Consider the following 16,181-nt stretch of genomic DNA (forward strand, 5'->3'; position numbering starts at 1 on the left):
AGCTCGAAGATCGCCAGCAACGTGACAAACAATTCGAACGTTGCCGCGATCTGCACCCCGACGATGTTGAGCGTCATGAACACGAGATACGCCCCCAGTGCCGCCAGCTTGGGATCGATATTGGGGAACTGGACATTCAGGTAGGCGCCGATGGCCAGTGCGATGGCCGGTGGCGCAAAGACGAATTCAATCAGCGTGGCGGCCCCGGCCAGATAGCCGCCGACCGGCCCGAAGGCGCGCTTGCTGTAGGCAAACGGCCCGCCCGCATGGGGAATCGAGGTGGTGAGTTCAGTGAAGCTGAAGATGAAGGTGGCATACATGGCCGCGATGAACAGCGCCGTGACCGTGAAGCCCAGCGTGCCGGCGCTGGCCCAGCCATAGCTCCAGCCGAAGTATTCGCCGGAAATCACCAGCCCGACCGCAATGGCCCAGAGCTGCAGGGTGGACAGGACGGGCTTGAGCGTGTGCCCCTGCCCTGAAGAGCTTGCATTCATCGGATTCTCCCTTTGGCGCGAAGGCGGAGCCGCTGCATGGCGGCCCCTGTGAAAGGACGGGCGGGCATGGCGCTTGCTTGATTTCGCGCAATGCGCTGCCCTGCCGACGCAATATAGCAACGGCGATTTCGGCGGCGTTATCGAAATTCGGCAAAACTGCGCGGCCTGCCCGCCGCCCGGTCGATCAAGGAGCCTGTCCATGCCCTCTCTCGCACTGTCCCAAGCTGACACATCTGCCACGCACAGCCAGCGGGCATTGCGCACCGCCGTTGCGCGCGACGTGGATGAGCATGCGCACAACCTGACCGACTGGGAGCAACGCTACGACCAGATCACCTGCGGCGCTTTCGAAGGCGTGCTGCAGGAATGGCAGAGCAGCGGCCTGCAGATCTTCCGCGAGGCCAGCAGCCGCGCGGTACGGCAGTCCTGCCAGGTGTGGCCGGACGCCTTCTGGTTCGGCATCGAGGTGCGCACCAGTGGCATGCGCATCAACGGCCGCCAAGTCGGCGAGGATGTGGTGATGACGCGGCCCGGTGCCTGCGAATTCGAACTGGTCACGCCGGATGCACACGAGATCTATGGCATCGTGGTCCAGCGCGATGCCCTGCAGTCCAGCGCGGCACGCCTGGGCTGCATGGCCGCGCTGGACTGGAAACGTCTGGGCCAGGCAGAGTTGCTGAAAGTCGATCACCAGGGGCTGGAGGAGTGCCGCCAGCAGATCGCTGCCCTGCTGACCCTGGCCGGACAGGCCAGGGGTGCGCAAGCGCACGCCGCCCTGCAGCTGCGCCAGGAAGCGGTGCTGGTGGCGCTGCTGGCGATGCTCGATGAAGGCGAGATCGAGGCTGAAGCGGGGGCCAGCTTCCTGCGCCGCCGCCGCATCGTCAACGATGCGCGCGAGTTCGCCATGGCGCATCAGGACAGTCCGGTGACCGTGCCCATGCTGTGTGAAGCGGTCCATGTCAGCCGCCGTACGCTGCAATACTGCTTTGAGGATGTACTGGGCATCAGTCCCATGAGCTATCTGCGGTCCCTGCGCCTGAACGGCGTGCGCCGCGCCCTGTGCGAAGGTGATGGCAGCCAGGCCGTGGGCAGCATCGGCGACATCGCGGCCGCCTGGGGCTTTGCCAATTTCAGCCAGTTCTCCTGCGATTACAAGAAGCTGTTCGGACAGACGCCATCGGCCATGCTGCAGGCACGGACCCGGCACTGATCGCCACCCGCCGGTACGATAAAACGAGAGGCATGCACGACCGGCCATGCCGCAACGAGGTATATTCTGCACATATGCATTCGCATGCAAGCCTGCACTTGAACCTATGGCACGCCGATGGTCCGCTTAGCCCCCCTGGTCCGCTCAGTCCGATTTTCTGCCCTGCTCATCGCCGCCTTGTGGGCGTTGCCAGCAGCAGCCCAGTCCTCATCGTCCTCCCCGCCCGCCCCTGGGCAGGCGCGTCAGGCGCTCTCGCTGGGCAGCACGCCCTACACCATGGCAGTCTATGCCAACGCCGATCTGAACGATCTCCCCAGCCATGTGGAACGCGCCGTCATCATCGTGCACGGGGTCAAGCGCAATGCGGTCGACTACTTTGCCCTCGGTCAACACCTGCTGCAGCAGGCAGCGTTGACTTCAGGCAATACACTGCTGCTGGCACCCAACTTCATGGCCCGCAAGGATGCCGGTCTCTTGCCGGGCATGCCGATCTGGGCCGGCAACGGCTGGATGCAAGGAGCAGCCTCCATTCGGGGCGTCACGGGGATCAGCAGCTTCGCGGCACTGGATGACCTGGTGCGCTGGCTGGCAGAACCCCGGCGCTTTCCCGACCTGCGCGAGATCGTCCTGATCGGCCATTCCGCCGGGGCCCAGCTGATGCAGCGCTACGCCTTGCTCAATCCGGTCGCGGAGACCTTGCAATCCGCCGGGATTCAGGTGCGCTACATCATTTCCAGTCCTTCGTCCTATCTCTACGTGAGCCCGGAACGTCCGCAGGCAGGCGCATTCGCGGTACCGGCAGCGGCCTCCTGCCCGCATTACGACCACTACCGTTACGGTCTCGTCGAGCCTCCCGCTTACCTGGTGCAGCAGCATCTGGATGCACGTCAGCTATGGGCGCGCTATGCGGCTCGTGACGTGCGCTATCTGGTGGGCGGGCGCGATGTCGATCCGCAGCATCGCTTCCTCGACCGCTCCTGCGGCGCAGCGCTGCAGGGACCGACGCGGCTGGCGCGGCAACTGGCGTACCGGGACTATGAACAGTTTCTGGCCGGGCAATGGCAGATCCCGATACACCATCCGCAGCAGGTGATTCCGGACGCGGCCCACGGAGCGCCGCGCTTGTATCGTTCTCCGCTGGCGACGGGCCTGATCTTTGCGCAGCCCGCGCAGGAGCCTCCGGCTCAGCACTAGGCTTCTGGGGGCAACGCATCTCGCAGATTGCATGGGAACAGGCTCCAAAGCACTGGCAGAGAATCCGGAGAGACGGCACAATGCCGGCAGCCCAAGCCCGACAACGAGAACATAATGACGGCCAGCCAAGACGACATTTTCTCCTTGGAAAACTTCGAATACCTCTGTTACGCGCGCCAGCAGGAACCTGCGGCACGGGAACTGGTGCGCCTGCTGCAACTGATCGACCGCCAGTATGGCCAGTTGGCCGGCAAGTTTTCGCTGCAGGTCTCCCCGGCCGTAACCCAGGCAGAACTGGAACAGCACACGCTGACCCGCATCACCGGTGCCATCTCGGCCCTGCTGTCGGATCCCGGCTTTCACCTGAGCCCCAACGGCTTCGGTCAACTGATCCACTTCCAGCGCTGGCTGGCGGCCCTCTTCGGTGCCAGCCACTTCATCAATGCCGACCACATCCTGCGCTCGCTCAATTTCGGCGGGCCACAGGCCCAGGTGTTTGAGGTCAAGCCGCTGGACCTGGTGAAATTCTGTCTGCTGTATTCGCCCGAGTCGGAGTTGGCACTGGATGTGGAAGCCCTGTGGGCGCAAAACAAGCCGCTGGCCGCCGCCCTCTTCCTGGCGCTGATGTCGCCGCGTTTTCTCGGCACGCCGGCAGCGCACTCCAAGCGTGAAGCGCTGCTGCAGTGGCTGCCTGACCGGCTGCCCGAGCTGGAATCGCTGGACGGGCTGCCAGTGGCCGTCCTGCATGATGTCTACATGCACTGCAGCTACGCCGACCTGCCGCAGCGCCATCGCATCAAGGGCGCAATCAACCAGCTGCTGCGCAGGAAGCTGGATGCCGAAGGGCTGGACGACCTCTCGCAGACCGGCGATGCACGCGTCAATGGCAAGCCGGTGATGCTGGTCTTGCTGGAATGGTTTTCGGGCGGGCATTCGATCTATCGCACCCACTCCAAGACCCTGGAAGCGGCGCGCCGTCATTTCCACGTGGTGGCCCTGGGCTACGCGGCCAATACCGACGAACTGGGCCGTGCCGTCTTCGATGAATTCATCACGCTGGCGCAGCCGGGCAATCTGATGGCCAGCCTGCAGACGCTGCGCGAGATTGCCACGGCGCGCCGGCCGCGGGTGTTCTACATGCCCAGCGTGGGCATGTTCCCCATCACCATGTTCGCCGCCAATCTGCGCGTGGCACCCTTGCAGGTGGCGGCGCTCGGGCATCCGGCGACCACCTGCTCGCCGCGCATCGACTACATCAGCGTGGAAGAGGATTTCATCGGCGACCCGGCCTGCTTCAGCGAGCAATTGCTGCGCCTGCCTGCCGACGGACAACCCTACCGGCCCTCGGCCGTGCCCTTCATCGTGCCGCAATTGCAGCGGCGCAATCAGCCGGTAGTGAACGTGGCCGTGGCTGCCACCACCATGAAACTGAATCCGCGCTTCCTGATGGCCTGCCAGCGCATCGTGGAATTGTCGGCGCAAGTGCCGGACGGCGCGGCGCGCGAAGTGCGGCTGCATTTCCTGGTGGGGCAGGCACAAGGGCTGCTCTATCCGCAGCTGCAACGGCTGATCCTGCGCTACGTTCCGAGCGCGCAGGTCTATCCGCACCAGCCTTACCAGCAGTATCTGTCGCTCTTCAACCAGTGCGACATGTTCCTGTCGCCCCTGCCCTTCGGCAATACGAATGGGATCATCGATGCCTTCACGGTAGGACTGCCGGGCGTCTGCAAGACCGGGCCGGAGGTTTTCGAACACATCGATGAGGGGCTGTTCCGCCGTATCGGACTTCCCGACTGGACCATTGCCGCCACGCTGGACGACTACATCCTGGCGGCAGTCCGCATGGCGACCGACTATGCTGCGCGCAGTGCGCTGTATGCGTTGCTGGCCGATCCGCAAGCGCTGCAAAGACTGTTCGAGGGACGGCCCGAATCGCTGGGCGATGCACTGGCCGCACTGTGCGGCGAGGCAGCGGGCGACTGAGCCTCAGACGGTGGCGAGGGGTGCCGCCTGCTCCGGCGGCAAGGCAGCCAGCGCGGGCAGGCCCAGGGCTGCGCGTCGTTGCTGGCAGGCGGGATTGGGTTGCCCGTCGGGCTCCCAGGGAGAGAATTCACGGCAGGTGCTGGGCCGCTGCGGGTAGATGCGGCATCCCACGCCCGGCTTGCCCAGCTCCCCGACCAGCGCGATGCAGCGGCCATGGCCGTTTTCCGTGCCTTTCATGCAGGCCAGCGTGTCGTTGACCTTGCTGGTGAGTTCCACCGGCACCACCCCGCCCAATCCATCGCTGAGTTCGCCGCAATAGAACGACACCCGGAAATGCGCGCAGCAGCCACCACAGGCAGTGCAGGGATTGTCGGGTGAATCGGCCATGTCGGTGAAGAGACGGTCTTCATCGACGATCCAGTGGACGGCGGTATTCTCACGCATGGAAACGGCAGGAGAGACAAAACCGCCATGATACGACAGGCACAGCCTGCCACGCAGGCTGTGCATCTTTACGCTCAGCTACCCTTGCGCTCCTTGAACACCGGCACGAACATCTCATGCCACACCGCCGGCTTGGTCTTGATGGTGCCGGCTTTGCCCATGAAGATCACATATTGCATGATGTCCACCGGGGTGCTCGTGAACTCGGTGCCCGGGTCCGCCAGCATCTGCTCCACTTCTTCCTGCGGCAGCTTCAGCTTGGAGACGCGCAGGAAGATCTCGGCTGCGCCCTTGCGGTTCTTGGCGATGTAGGCATTGGCCTCTTCCTGCGCGGCCATGAAAGCCTGGGTCAGCTTGGGATTCTTGTCGGTGAAGGACTTCAGCGCAAAGACCACGTCAATCGTAATGTGGCCGAGCACGTCGGTGGAATTCAACACACGGGTGATGCCCGGGGCCTTGGCTTCCTGGTAGGAGAACGGCGGCGAGGTGAAGTGCGCCGTGATCTCGGTCTTGCCCGAGACCAGCGAAGCCATCGCTTCCGGGTGCGACAGGCTCACCGTCAGCGGATCGAGCTTGGCGTAGTTCTCGATGCCGAAGGTCTTGGCGGCCGCCATCTGCAACAGCACGGCCGACAGCGAAGTCTTGATGCCGGGAATGGCGATCTTGTCCTTGGGCGTAAAGTCTTTCAGCGACTTGACGTTGGGGTTGTTGGTATTGAGCCAGAGCGGCGAAGTCGACAGTGCGCCCAGTCCCACCACTTCCGAACGCGGAATGCCATGCGCCTTGGACCACAGCGTCACGAAACCCGGCGCGCCGGTGCCGGCGATGTCGAGGTTGCCGGCCAGCATGGCGTCATTGATGACGTTGCCGCCGTCGAGCAGCACCCACTTGGTTTTCACCTCGCCCAGGCCCATGGCCTTGGCGTGCTTTTCCACCAGGTTCTGGTCGCGGATCACCATCAGCGGCAGGTACAGCAATCCATAGCCGTGCGAGATGCGCACTTCCTGCGCTTCGGCGCGGGCGGTGCCGGATACGGCGGACAGCGCCAGGGCGCTGGCGATCATGAGGCTGGTAAAGGTACGTCGTTGCATGCTTGTCTCCTGAAGGTCGTCAGTTTATCGGTCTTGTATGGATAGTTGCGTGTTGTTGCATGGATTGCGCGGACCTTGTATGGAAACAAGGTCCGCAGTCCGGCAGCTCAGTGCTGCATGCCCCAGCGGCGGATGGTGCGCTTCTCGATCTGGGCGAAGATCAGGTTCTCCACCACCAGGCCGATGATGATCACGAAGAACAGGCCCGAGAAGACATTGGCCGTTTCCAGCTGGTTGCGGTTTTCGAAGATGTACCAGCCCAGCCCGCCCGCACCCGAGGACACGCCAAAGACCAGCTCGGCCGCGATCAGCGTACGCCAGGCGAAGGCCCAGCCCACCTTGAGGCCGGTCAGGATGCTGGGGAAAGCGGCCGGGATCAGGATCGATTTCACCAGCGAAAAGCGGCGCAATCCATAGTTCTGGCCGACCATGCGCAGCGTGTTGGACACCGCCCGGAAGCCGCCATGGGTATTGAGCGCCACCGCCCACAGCACCGAGTGCACCAGCACGAAGATGATGCTGCCGGTACCGAGACCGAACCAGATCAGCGCCAGCGGCAACAGCGCAATGGCCGGCAGCGGATTGAACATCGAGGTCAGCGTCTCCAGCAAGTCATTGCCGATGCGCGAGCTGATGGCCACCGTGGTCAGCAGCCCGGCCAGCAGGATGCCCAGGCCATAGCCGACCAGCAGGGTCTGCATCGACACGGCCGCGCGTTGCAGCAGCACGCCGCTGCCGATGCCGGAGAGGAAGGCTTGCACCGTCTCGCTGAAGCTGGGGAACAGCAAGGCATTGTCCAGCCAGCGGCCATAGACTTCCCAGATCAGGGCCAGCACCAGCAGGATCACGGTCTTGCGCAGCCAGCCCATGCGATACAGGGACTCGAAGGCCGACAGCGGCCGCTGCACTTCGGCAGAGGCATTGGGATTGGGGTCCACCAGGATTTCCGGGCGGACGAAGGGCAGATTGGTTTGCATGATGAAGTCTCCGGCGCGGCTCAGTGATGGGCAAACAGCATGTCGTTGATGCGGGTTTCCAGTTCGGCCTGGGCAGCCGTTCCCAGCTGGCCGGGATCGATGCTGTTGAGTTCGGCGCGGACCTGGCCCGGGTGCGGTGTCAGCAGCAGGATGCGGGTGCCCACGCGGATCGCTTCTTCGATCGAGTGGGTCACGAAGAGCACCGTGAACTGGGTGTCGTCCCACAGGCGCAGCAGTTCATCCTGCATCTTGCGGCGGGTCAGTGCATCCAGCGCGGCGAAGGGTTCGTCCATGAGCAGCACGTCCGGCTCCATGGCCATGCCACGGGCAATCGAGACGCGCTGTTTCATGCCACCCGAGAGCATGTGCGGATAGCTGTCGATGAACTTGGCCAGGCCGACCTTGCTGATGTAGTACTCGGCGCGTTCGGCGGCGGCCTTGCCTTGCAGGCGGCCACTGGCGTGCAGCGCGAACTCCACGTTCTGGCGCACCGTCTTCCAGGGCAGCAGCTGGTCGAATTCCTGGAACACCATCATGCGGTCCGGACCGGGCTCATGCACTTCCCGTCCCTTGAGACGGATCGCCCCCGAGGTTGGCTGCAGGTAGCCGCCGATGGCCTTCAACAGCGTCGATTTGCCGCAGCCCGAAGGGCCCAGCAGGATGTAGCGATCGCCCGGATGGACGTTGAAACTGACGTTCTGGGTAGCGGTGACCAGTGAATCGGTGGTCTTGTATTGCAGGGTGACGCGGTCGATTTCCAACAGCGGACGCGATGGGTCGAGGATAGCCGCAGCTTGGGCAGGGTCGCTCATGCCAGTCTCCAAATGATTTATAAGAATTATTGATGCTGGAACGGATGCTAGGCCGCCAAGCTGTAACGAATCTGACTAAAACCTGACGTCTGGTTTTTCGTGAGCGGTTCGGACATACAATGACGACCTGCCCAAGCAGCGTCCAACAGCTGCGGCATCGAAAAACAACACTGGAGATCCCATGCGCATCCTGCTGGTCGAAGACACTGCCGACGTGGCCGAGGCCATCGTTTCCCACCTGGCCCGCATCGGCCACACGGTCGAATGGGAAAGCCACGGCGGCCACGCCGCGCGCCGCCTGGGCGAGGCCTTCGACCTGCTGATCCTGGACGTGATGCTGCCGCAGACCGATGGCTTCGCCCTGCTGGAGCAATTGCGCGCCCGCGGCCAGCACACGCCGGTGCTCATGCTCACCGCCTGCGGCGAGATCGAAGAGCGCGTGCGCGCACTGGACCTGGGGGCGGACGATTACCTGGTCAAGCCCTTCGACTTCCGTGAACTGGACGCGCGCATCCGCGTGCTCCTGCGGCGGAGCGGCGGCGAATCGACCAACCTGCTGCACTGTGCCAACCTGTGCATCGACCGCAAGAGCCGCACCGCCACGCTGGACGGGCAACCGATCGAGCTGACCCGGCGTGAGGTGACGCTGCTGGAAATCATCGCCGCACGGCCGGGGCGCATCTTCAACAAGGATGAGCTGATGGATCGCCTTTTCACCGTCGACGACACCCCCAACGCCAACACGGTCGAACAATACGTGGCGCGCCTGCGCAAGAAACTGGCCGCTGCCGCCTTTGAAATCCGCACCCTGCGCGGGCTCGGCTATCAGCTGGTGTTGCACGCCCCGGCCGCCGGTGAAGCTTCCGCGTCCACCCCGGCCGCTGCCCTGCACTGATGCTGGGCCGTTCGCCGCACGTCGTCGCCGGACGCTCGCTCTACACGCGGCTGGTGGTGCGCGTAGGCGCGGTGCTGCTGGTGAGTGCCGCCGTGCTGCTCATCGCCATCTGGATCTCGACCCAGCTGGCCGCACGCCAGGCCTATGACCGTATCCTGGCCGGCAGTGCCTTGCAGATCGCCGAAAACACCTGGTACGACCATGGCGAGGTCAATGTCGATGTGCCGCTGGCGGCGCTGTCGATGCTGGGCACCGGGGACCATGCGATCTATGCGGTCTTCGATCCGCGCGGACGGGTGATCGCGGGCGATGCCGAATTCCGTCCGGAGATTCCCTGGAACGAGCTGGAACAAGGCCCGCTGTTGCGCGACGGCGATTATCTGGGCACGCCGGTGCGCATGGCCATCATCGGGCGGCGCATGCCGGTCGACAGCGCCCATCCTTGGGCCGTGATCGTGCTGGCACAGACCAACAACGCGCGCATGTCCTTTGCGCAGAGCCTGGGCGGCAAGGCGCTGGTGGTGATCGTGGCCATGAGTGCGCTGACGATTTTGGCAGCAATGTTCACCCTGTACCAGGCACTGGCGCCGCTCAAGCGCATCGAGGCGGCCATCCGTGAGCGGGACCTGAACGATCTTTCACCCCTGTCGTTAACCGTGCCTGCCGAGACCCATGCGCTGGTCTCGGCCATCAATGCCTTCATGGAGAGGCTGGTGGTCCACCGCGCCACCATGCGCCGCGTGATCGGCGATGCCGCGCATCAGTTGCGCACGCCCGTCACCGCCCTGGTGGCGCAGATGGAACTGCTGGCTACCGAGCCCAGCGAAGAGAAGCGCCAACGCCACCTTGCGCTGCTGCGCGAACGCACGCGCCACCTGGGCGCGCTGGTGAACCAGCTCATCAATCACGCCATGGTCCAGCATCGCAATGACAGCCGCCTGCAGGAACGCATCGATCTGGCCGACCTGGTGCGCTCGCAGATGACGGAAGTGCTGTCCAATCGCGCGCGCACGCCGCACGACCTGGCGCTGGATGTGCCGCCCCTGCCCTGTTTGATCCAGGGCGATCCGATTGCGCTGGGCGAGGCGATCAAGAACATCCTCGACAACGCCCTGCAATACGGTGCGCCGGAGCTGTTGCACGTGCGGCTGGACAGCGATGGCCAGCGCCATCGCCTGAGCTTCATCGATGACGGGCCGGGGATTGCTGCCGAGGATTGGGAGAGATTGCGCAAGCCCTTCGCCCCGCGCGGCGAGAACCGCATGGGGGCGAGCCTGGGCTTGTCCATCGTGGAAGAAGTCATGCGCGCGCATGCGGGCGAGATGCGCTTTGCCTACCTGCCCGACGGGCATTTTGCGGTCCTGCTGGATTTCCCGGCCTGGCAGGAGCCGGCCTGAGGCGCTGAGCCCGAATCAGCGCCCTATTTCCATTCCAGGATCGCATTGCGGCGATCCAGCCAATGTACCTTCACACTGCCGGGCGTCACCTTGCGTGCGGCGCAGGCGCTGGCCGCGAGCGCGAAGGAGGCATCGTAGTAACGTCCGCTGGCCGACGAGCGCAACGGCGTCTGCGGCGCATTGCGGGCAATCCAGTCGGCCGCATTGGTGCGCAGGAAGATCATGCAGGCGCTGCCGCTGGTCTCGGCTACCTGGCAGGCGCAGCTGTTGCCGGAGGTAGTGATGGGTTCGCTCAGCTGCGGGTTGCGGTTCAGCGCATCCGGCACCGGGACAGGGACCGGTACCGGAACGGGTACGCCCTGCTGCGGACCGTAATGGCCGCCCAGATCGCGGGTGGTGACCTGGGCCGTGGCCGGCAGGAGCAGCACGCCCAACAGCAGCGGCAGGCATCGGATCATGTTCATGGATGGTGTCTCCTTGCTGGCATCAGGTGTGTTCAGGCGCGGACGCGCAGGCGGTACAGGCTGGTGGTTTCCTTGCTGCGCGCCGCATGCAGCGGATCATCGCGATCGACTGCCTTGCCGTGGCGCGGCTTGATGTCGTGCCGTGCCACCACTTCCAACCCGGCCCGGGCAATCGCCTCGGCCAGCATGCCGGGGGCGCGCAAACCCAGGTGTTCGGCGAAGTCGGACAGGATCAGCCAGCCTTCGCCCTGCGGCGTGAGGTGGTCGGGCAGTCCCTTCAGGAAGCCCAGCAGCATGCGGCTGTCCGGGTCGTAGACCGCGTGCTCAATCGGTGAACTGGGACGCGCCGGCAGCCAGGGCGGATTGCAGACGATCAGCGGCGCGCGGCCTGCCGGGAACAGATCGGCCTCCTGCAATTCGACCTGCGGCAAGACCCCCAGCCCTTGCAGGTTCTCGCGTGCGCAGTCCAGTGCGCGCGGGTCCATGTCGGTGGCGATGATCTTGCGCACGCCGCGCCGGGCCAGCACGGCGGAGAGCACGCCACTGCCCACGCCGATATCGAAGGCCAGTTCGGTCGAGGGCAGCGGGGCCTTGGCCACCAGGTCCACGTACTCGCCACGCACCGGCGAGAAGACGCCATACCACGGATGGATGCGGCTACCCAGTGCGCCGATCTCGACGCCCTTCTTGCGCCACTCATGCGCACCGATCAGGCCTTGCAGCTCGCGCAGCGAGACCGCAAAGGATGTGCCCTGCAGCGTCGGCGCATAGGCTTCGCGGCAGGCCGCCTGCACGTCGGGCGCTCGGCGCAGCGGCACCTCGAAACCGGGATCGACGGGAATGAGCAGCATGCCCAGAATGCGCGCGCGCTGCGCCTGCATCTGGCGATGATGATGGAAGGCTTGCGCCGGGCTCTCGGCGGCGGCCGCTTTGGATTTGCTTTTGGCCTGGGCGCGCTCGCGGGCGCGGTCCACACGTCGGCCCAGGGCTTGCAGCAGCTGGCGTGCATTCTGGAAGTCGCCGCGCCAGAGCAGGCCGGTACCCTCACAGGCCAGCTTGTAGGCGGTATCGGCGGCCATCTGGTCGTCCGCCTCGACGACGCGCTTGGGGGGCGGATTGCCGGCCTCGGAATGCCAGCGCAGTTGCTGTGAAGTGGCACCGGTAGTCCAGGTGATGAAAGCGGGAATGTCGTCGTGTATGGTCATGAATCAGGGGATCAGCGAGCGCGGCACAGGAAGCGCCGTGCAAAAACAGCCGCCAGTGTAACAAAGCATGGCCCGCGCGCCGCGCTGCCGGAACTTGTGCCCCGTAGCCGTACCCAAACAGCTGATCTTGATGCCGGGCAAAAACCCGGTGCTTTTTTTGCCGGCCCGGGCGCGATGCGCCTATGATGGAGCCGGTCCATCACCGAAGGAGAATCCATGAGCGAGCCCATGCAAACCCCAGCGTTCGACCACCAGCGCCTGCTGGACATGGTCGGCCAGTTCGAGGCGGAATTGCAGAAACTGCCCGCTGGCAGCACCGAAGCCGACCAGCTGCGCGAAGACATCGCCCGTCTGCGCCAGCACCTGAGCGAACCGCAGCCGCATGCGGGACAGGTCGGCGATACCTGGCACTCCCTGCGCCGAGCCGCCGACAGCCTGGAAAACCAGGTGCTCAAAGACAGCCCCTACATCACCGAGATGGGGCGCATCATCGGGCTGATCTGATTGGTCAGCGCATGAACGGCTGCTACGGCCGATCACTAACCGCCTGTCGCTGGAATGCCGCAGGCGGTTTTGTTTTCAGGTGGTCGGTAGCAATTCGATCATCTTGCATGCCTTATTCTTCAAAATCCGTGCAAACTATTCTGCCATAGCAGAATTTATCCCTCACTTTCCCGAAATACGCTCCCCCGCAATGAAAAATTCTATTTTGATAGAATATTGAGTGAATTCAACCTTTGAGAAACCTGATATTCTTCTATAGCAGAATACGGAGGGCATATGGCAAAGCCAGAATATTTTGGAAAAATCAACGAAGCAGCAGGTTTCGGCGCTGCCATCCGGGCCGCACGTAAAGCAGCCGGGATGCGAATTGCCGACGTTTGCGCACTGGCGAACGTGTCCATCCAAACCCTGAGTGACATTGAATCGGGCAAGCCGACGGTAAGCATCGGCAAGATGCTTGATGTGGCGGATTGCCTGGGCGTTTCGTTCTTCTCGGTCTCGGCAGAGGAACGACACACTGCGGAGAAAGAACTCCCGCGCTTGTTCCCGGCGTGGCATCGATGAGCATGTTCCTCAACATCTGGATGGGTGGAGTGCGGGTCGGCGAGCTTTGGCACCACACCGATGAGAACCTGTTTTCCTTGCGCTACGACGATGACTGGACGCAATCCGGCCATGCCCTGTCGCCGGCCCTTCCCCTGATTCGTCCCGAGGCAGAAAGCAGGGAACGTCACAGCATGGAGGTGCGCAATTTCTTCCAGAACCTGCTTCCGGAAGGAAAGGCGCTGGACGACGCTGTGGCCACTTACCATCTCTCCAAGGCGAACCTGGCGGGTCTGCTGCATGCACTCGGCCGCGAGTCGGCGGGCGCGCTGGTCTTCACCGCCAACGCCGTTACGCCCCACGACAAGGACGAGCGGCAAGCCAGGCGGCTGTCATCGGAGGAACTCTCGCAGCGCATCCGGGCCCGGCCAGAGCATCCTTTCACGGTATGGGATGGCCGGGTCAGGCTGTCCATCGCCGGTTATCAGGACAAACTGGCAGTCCTCCAGCAGGGCGATGCGTGGTTTCTGCCGGAAACGCTGCAACAGTCCTCCACCCACATCCTCAAGCCGGAGCCGGTCAGCCGGCAGCTCGCGGGCATGACCACCAACGAACTGATGTGCATGCTGCTGGCAGACGCGGTGGGCGTCAGCGCGGCTGCGGTGAGACTGGCGCACGTACCGGAGCCGGTACTGGTGGTTGAGCGATTTGATCGTGTCCCCGCCCGGGGGGACATGCAAGCAGCGCAGGCCGACGGCACGCAAGTCTTGCGCCGACAATGCATAGACGGCTGTCAAGCCCTGGGACTTCCGGTCGACTTCAAATACGAACGCCCCTTTGGCGATGGCGATGACGTCAAGGAGATACGCGATGGCGCCTCGCTCAAACGCTTCTTCCGCTTGCTTGGCGACCGTGACCTGATGCACTCGACCGGCCCCGCCAAGCTTGGCTTCCTGCGCTGGCTCATCTTCCAGGTATTGATCGGCAATACCGATGCGCACGCCAAAAAACTGAGTTTCTTCAGCGATGCCAATCGGCTGGTCCTGGCGCCAGCTTATGACATGGTGTCGGGATTGGCGCTCATTGACGCTCAGGTGGCCGACCAACTGGCGATGGCGGTGGGCGACAATTTTGATCCGCGCACCATTCGTGCTTTCGACTGGGCCTTGATGGCGCATGAGTGCGCCCTTGCACCGAGGCTGGTCGTCAATGCGCTCAAGGAGCTGGCCACGCTCAGCCTGAAAAAATTGCCGGACATCTGCCACGAAGTGCTGGCGCAGGGAGGAGACCCGCGCATGACACAGCGCGTGGCGAGCGTCGTGCAATCGCAATGCGAAGCAGCCTTGGCGTGTGCGAAGGATATCCTGGCCGTCAATCCGGCCTACCTTTGATCGGACAAAAAACTGCCTGTCGCAGCCAGGGCGACAGACAGTTTTCTTTTTGGATCACGGCGTATCAATGCGCCGGCAGCGGAATCCATTCAGTCTCACCGGGAATATCCGGGAATACGTTCTTGTCACGGCCATTCCACGCCAGCTTGGCCGCTTCGATCTTCTCGCGCGAGGTCGCCACGAAATTCCACCACACGAAGCGCGGACCATCCAGCGGTGCGCCGCCCAGTATCATGAAGACCGTTTCCCCCACGGCCTTGAGCGCCACTGCCGCACCCGGTGCCAGAATGGCCAGCGTACCCGGCTCCATGCGCTCGCCGTCCAGCGTCACGTCACCACGGACCACGTAGACCGCGCGCTCCTGTACGTCCGCGGCAATCTCCAGCTCGGCCCCTTGCGTGGTGCTGCCAGCCACATACAGCGTCGGGCTGGCCGTGGCCACCGGCGAACTCACGCCGAACGCCGAACCCGCCAGCACATGCAGACGCGCACCGCCGATTTGCGCCTCAGGCATGTCTTCCGAGGCGTAATGACGGAACAGCGGCTCACTCTCTTCCTGCTCGGCCGGCAACGCCACCCACATCTGCAGACCATGCACCGGCACCTTCTGCTCGCGAATATCGTCGGGGATACGCTCCGAATGGACAATGCCGCGTCCCGAAGCCATCCAGTTGACCGCGCCCGGGGTGATGCGCTGGACCACGCCCAGGCTGTCCCGGTGCATCATGGCGCCCGAGAACAGGTAAGTCACGGTGGCCAGGCCGATGTGGGGATGCGGGCGGACATCGCCTTCGGTGGTGCCGGCATCGAATTCCACCGGCCCCATATGATCGAAAAAGACGAAGGGACCGACCGTGCGTGCAGCCGCTGCCGGCAGCAGGCGCCGGACCGGAAAACCGATGTCGCGGGTCAGGCCGTGGATCTGGTGAAGAATGTTGCTCATGGTGCTCTCCTGTGGCGGCGGGCGCACCTGGCTGCCCGCCTGCTGGGGTTCGGATGAATCAAGGGTTCAGAAACGACCGGCGCGGAAATCGTCGATGGCGGCTTCCACCTGTTCGCGGGTATTCATCACGAACGGGCCCCACTGGGCAATCGGCTCATTCAAGGGCTTGCCGGCAATCAGCAGGAAGCGGCTGGCCTGCTCGGCCCGCACCGTCACACCGGCGGCGCCCGCCACGTTGGACAGCACGGCCATGCGACCAGCCTCGGCGGTACGGGTCTCGCTGCCTGCCGCACCTACGGCCAGCTTGCCTTCATACACGTAGAGGAAGGCATTGTGCGTGGCCGGGATCGGCAGGTCCAGCGTCACGCCGGATTCCAGCTTCAAGTCCAGATACAGCGGCTCGGTGGTCTCGCGGCTGATGGCGCCAGCCACGCCAAAGGCGGTCCCGGCCAAGACGCGGACCTTCACGCCCGCTTGCGGCTCGGTCTCGGGGATACCTGCCGAGGGGATGTCCTGGTAGCCGGGATCGGTCATCTTGTCCTTGCCCGCCAGGTTCACCCACAGCTGGAAGCCGCTCATGAGGCCGTTTTCCTGTTCCGGCAACTCCGAGTGCACCAGGCCACGGCCGGACGTC

At 63.9% G+C, this 16,181-nt stretch carries 17 protein-coding genes; 8 read left to right on the forward strand and 9 right to left on the reverse strand.

Annotated elements, in window-relative coordinates; translation table 11 throughout:
- On the reverse strand, positions 1-494 hold a 494-nt coding region (locus B3873_RS04255), incomplete at its 3' end, for an amino acid permease (protein WP_286864219.1).
- A gap of 199 nt (positions 495-693) precedes the next feature.
- Between B3873_RS04255 and B3873_RS04260 the strand changes: the two genes are divergently transcribed.
- From B3873_RS04260 to B3873_RS04270, 3 genes are all read left to right on the forward strand, one after another.
- Positions 694-1,704 carry a helix-turn-helix domain-containing protein gene (locus B3873_RS04260; RefSeq protein WP_286864220.1) on the forward strand — a complete coding sequence of 337 codons (1,011 nt, stop codon included), beginning with the start codon at positions 694-696 and terminating at the stop codon, positions 1,702-1,704.
- A gap of 117 nt (positions 1,705-1,821) precedes the next feature.
- On the forward strand, positions 1,822-2,898 hold the full coding sequence (locus B3873_RS04265) for a hypothetical protein (protein WP_286864221.1): 1,077 nt from the start codon (positions 1,822-1,824) through the stop codon (positions 2,896-2,898).
- 114 nt (positions 2,899-3,012) lie between these two features.
- Positions 3,013-4,881 (forward strand): hypothetical protein, encoded by a 1,869-nt coding sequence (locus B3873_RS04270; RefSeq protein ID WP_039787130.1) that lies wholly within the window; start codon positions 3,013-3,015, stop codon positions 4,879-4,881.
- Between the two features lie 3 nt (positions 4,882-4,884).
- Here the strand turns inward: B3873_RS04270 and B3873_RS04275 are convergent, their stop codons facing one another.
- The 4 genes from B3873_RS04275 to B3873_RS04290 all read right to left on the reverse strand — a co-directional run bounded on the left by B3873_RS04275 (position 4,885) and on the right by B3873_RS04290 (position 8,205).
- Positions 4,885-5,325: a YkgJ family cysteine cluster protein gene (locus B3873_RS04275; RefSeq protein WP_286864224.1), complete on the reverse strand. Its 441-nt coding sequence runs from the start codon at positions 5,323-5,325 to the stop codon at positions 4,885-4,887.
- Positions 5,326-5,399: 74 nt separating this feature from the next.
- Positions 5,400-6,416: an ABC transporter substrate-binding protein gene (locus B3873_RS04280; protein ID WP_121045625.1), complete on the reverse strand. Its 1,017-nt coding sequence runs from the start codon at positions 6,414-6,416 to the stop codon at positions 5,400-5,402.
- A 107-nt stretch (positions 6,417-6,523) separates the two neighbouring features.
- A complete protein-coding gene (locus tag B3873_RS04285) occupies positions 6,524-7,393 on the reverse strand; it encodes an ABC transporter permease (RefSeq protein WP_209535982.1) in 870 nt (289 codons plus the stop codon).
- A 20-nt stretch (positions 7,394-7,413) separates the two neighbouring features.
- Positions 7,414-8,205, reverse strand: coding sequence for an ABC transporter ATP-binding protein (locus B3873_RS04290; RefSeq protein WP_034335871.1), 792 nt, complete (start codon positions 8,203-8,205; stop codon positions 7,414-7,416).
- 181 nt (positions 8,206-8,386) lie between these two features.
- Between B3873_RS04290 and B3873_RS04295 the strand changes: the two genes are divergently transcribed.
- The gene (locus B3873_RS04295; protein ID WP_209535980.1) at positions 8,387-9,100 is read left to right on the forward strand and encodes a response regulator transcription factor; all 714 of its coding nucleotides are present in this window, start codon (positions 8,387-8,389) and stop codon (positions 9,098-9,100) included.
- Positions 9,100-10,497 (forward strand): sensor histidine kinase, encoded by a 1,398-nt coding sequence (locus B3873_RS04300; RefSeq protein ID WP_286864226.1) that lies wholly within the window; start codon positions 9,100-9,102, stop codon positions 10,495-10,497. Before B3873_RS04295 ends, B3873_RS04300 begins: the two co-directional genes overlap by 1 nt.
- A 23-nt stretch (positions 10,498-10,520) precedes the next feature.
- Here the strand turns inward: B3873_RS04300 and B3873_RS04305 are convergent, their stop codons facing one another.
- Positions 10,521-10,961, reverse strand: coding sequence for a hypothetical protein (locus B3873_RS04305; RefSeq protein WP_034335881.1), 441 nt, complete (start codon positions 10,959-10,961; stop codon positions 10,521-10,523).
- 32 nt (positions 10,962-10,993) lie between these two features.
- On the reverse strand, positions 10,994-12,166 hold the full coding sequence (locus B3873_RS04310; protein ID WP_286864228.1) for a class I SAM-dependent methyltransferase: 1,173 nt from the start codon (positions 12,164-12,166) through the stop codon (positions 10,994-10,996).
- A gap of 228 nt (positions 12,167-12,394) precedes the next feature.
- Between B3873_RS04310 and B3873_RS04315 the strand changes: the two genes are divergently transcribed.
- From B3873_RS04315 to B3873_RS04325, 3 genes are all read left to right on the forward strand, one after another.
- Positions 12,395-12,670: a hypothetical protein gene (locus B3873_RS04315; protein WP_286864230.1), complete on the forward strand. Its 276-nt coding sequence runs from the start codon at positions 12,395-12,397 to the stop codon at positions 12,668-12,670.
- A 276-nt stretch (positions 12,671-12,946) separates the two neighbouring features.
- On the forward strand, positions 12,947-13,234 hold the full coding sequence (locus B3873_RS04320; RefSeq protein WP_034335898.1) for a helix-turn-helix domain-containing protein: 288 nt from the start codon (positions 12,947-12,949) through the stop codon (positions 13,232-13,234).
- 2 nt (positions 13,235-13,236) lie between these two features.
- Positions 13,237-14,604, forward strand: a complete 1,368-nt coding sequence (locus tag B3873_RS04325) for a HipA domain-containing protein (RefSeq protein ID WP_286864234.1) — start codon at positions 13,237-13,239, stop codon at positions 14,602-14,604.
- Positions 14,605-14,668: 64 nt separating this feature from the next.
- Here the strand turns inward: B3873_RS04325 and B3873_RS04330 are convergent, their stop codons facing one another.
- Complete coding sequence (locus tag B3873_RS04330; RefSeq protein ID WP_286864235.1) at positions 14,669-15,547, reverse strand: pirin family protein; 879 nt, start codon at positions 15,545-15,547, stop codon at positions 14,669-14,671.
- Between the two features lie 66 nt (positions 15,548-15,613).
- Positions 15,614-16,181 (reverse strand): pirin family protein (locus tag B3873_RS04335; RefSeq protein WP_286864236.1); only part of this gene is annotated, 568 nt, incomplete at its 5' end.

The sequence above is a fragment of the Herbaspirillum sp. UBA812 genome (assembly GCF_002296545.1).
Classification (GTDB): domain Bacteria; phylum Pseudomonadota; class Gammaproteobacteria; order Burkholderiales; family Burkholderiaceae_D; genus Herbaspirillum; species Herbaspirillum huttiense.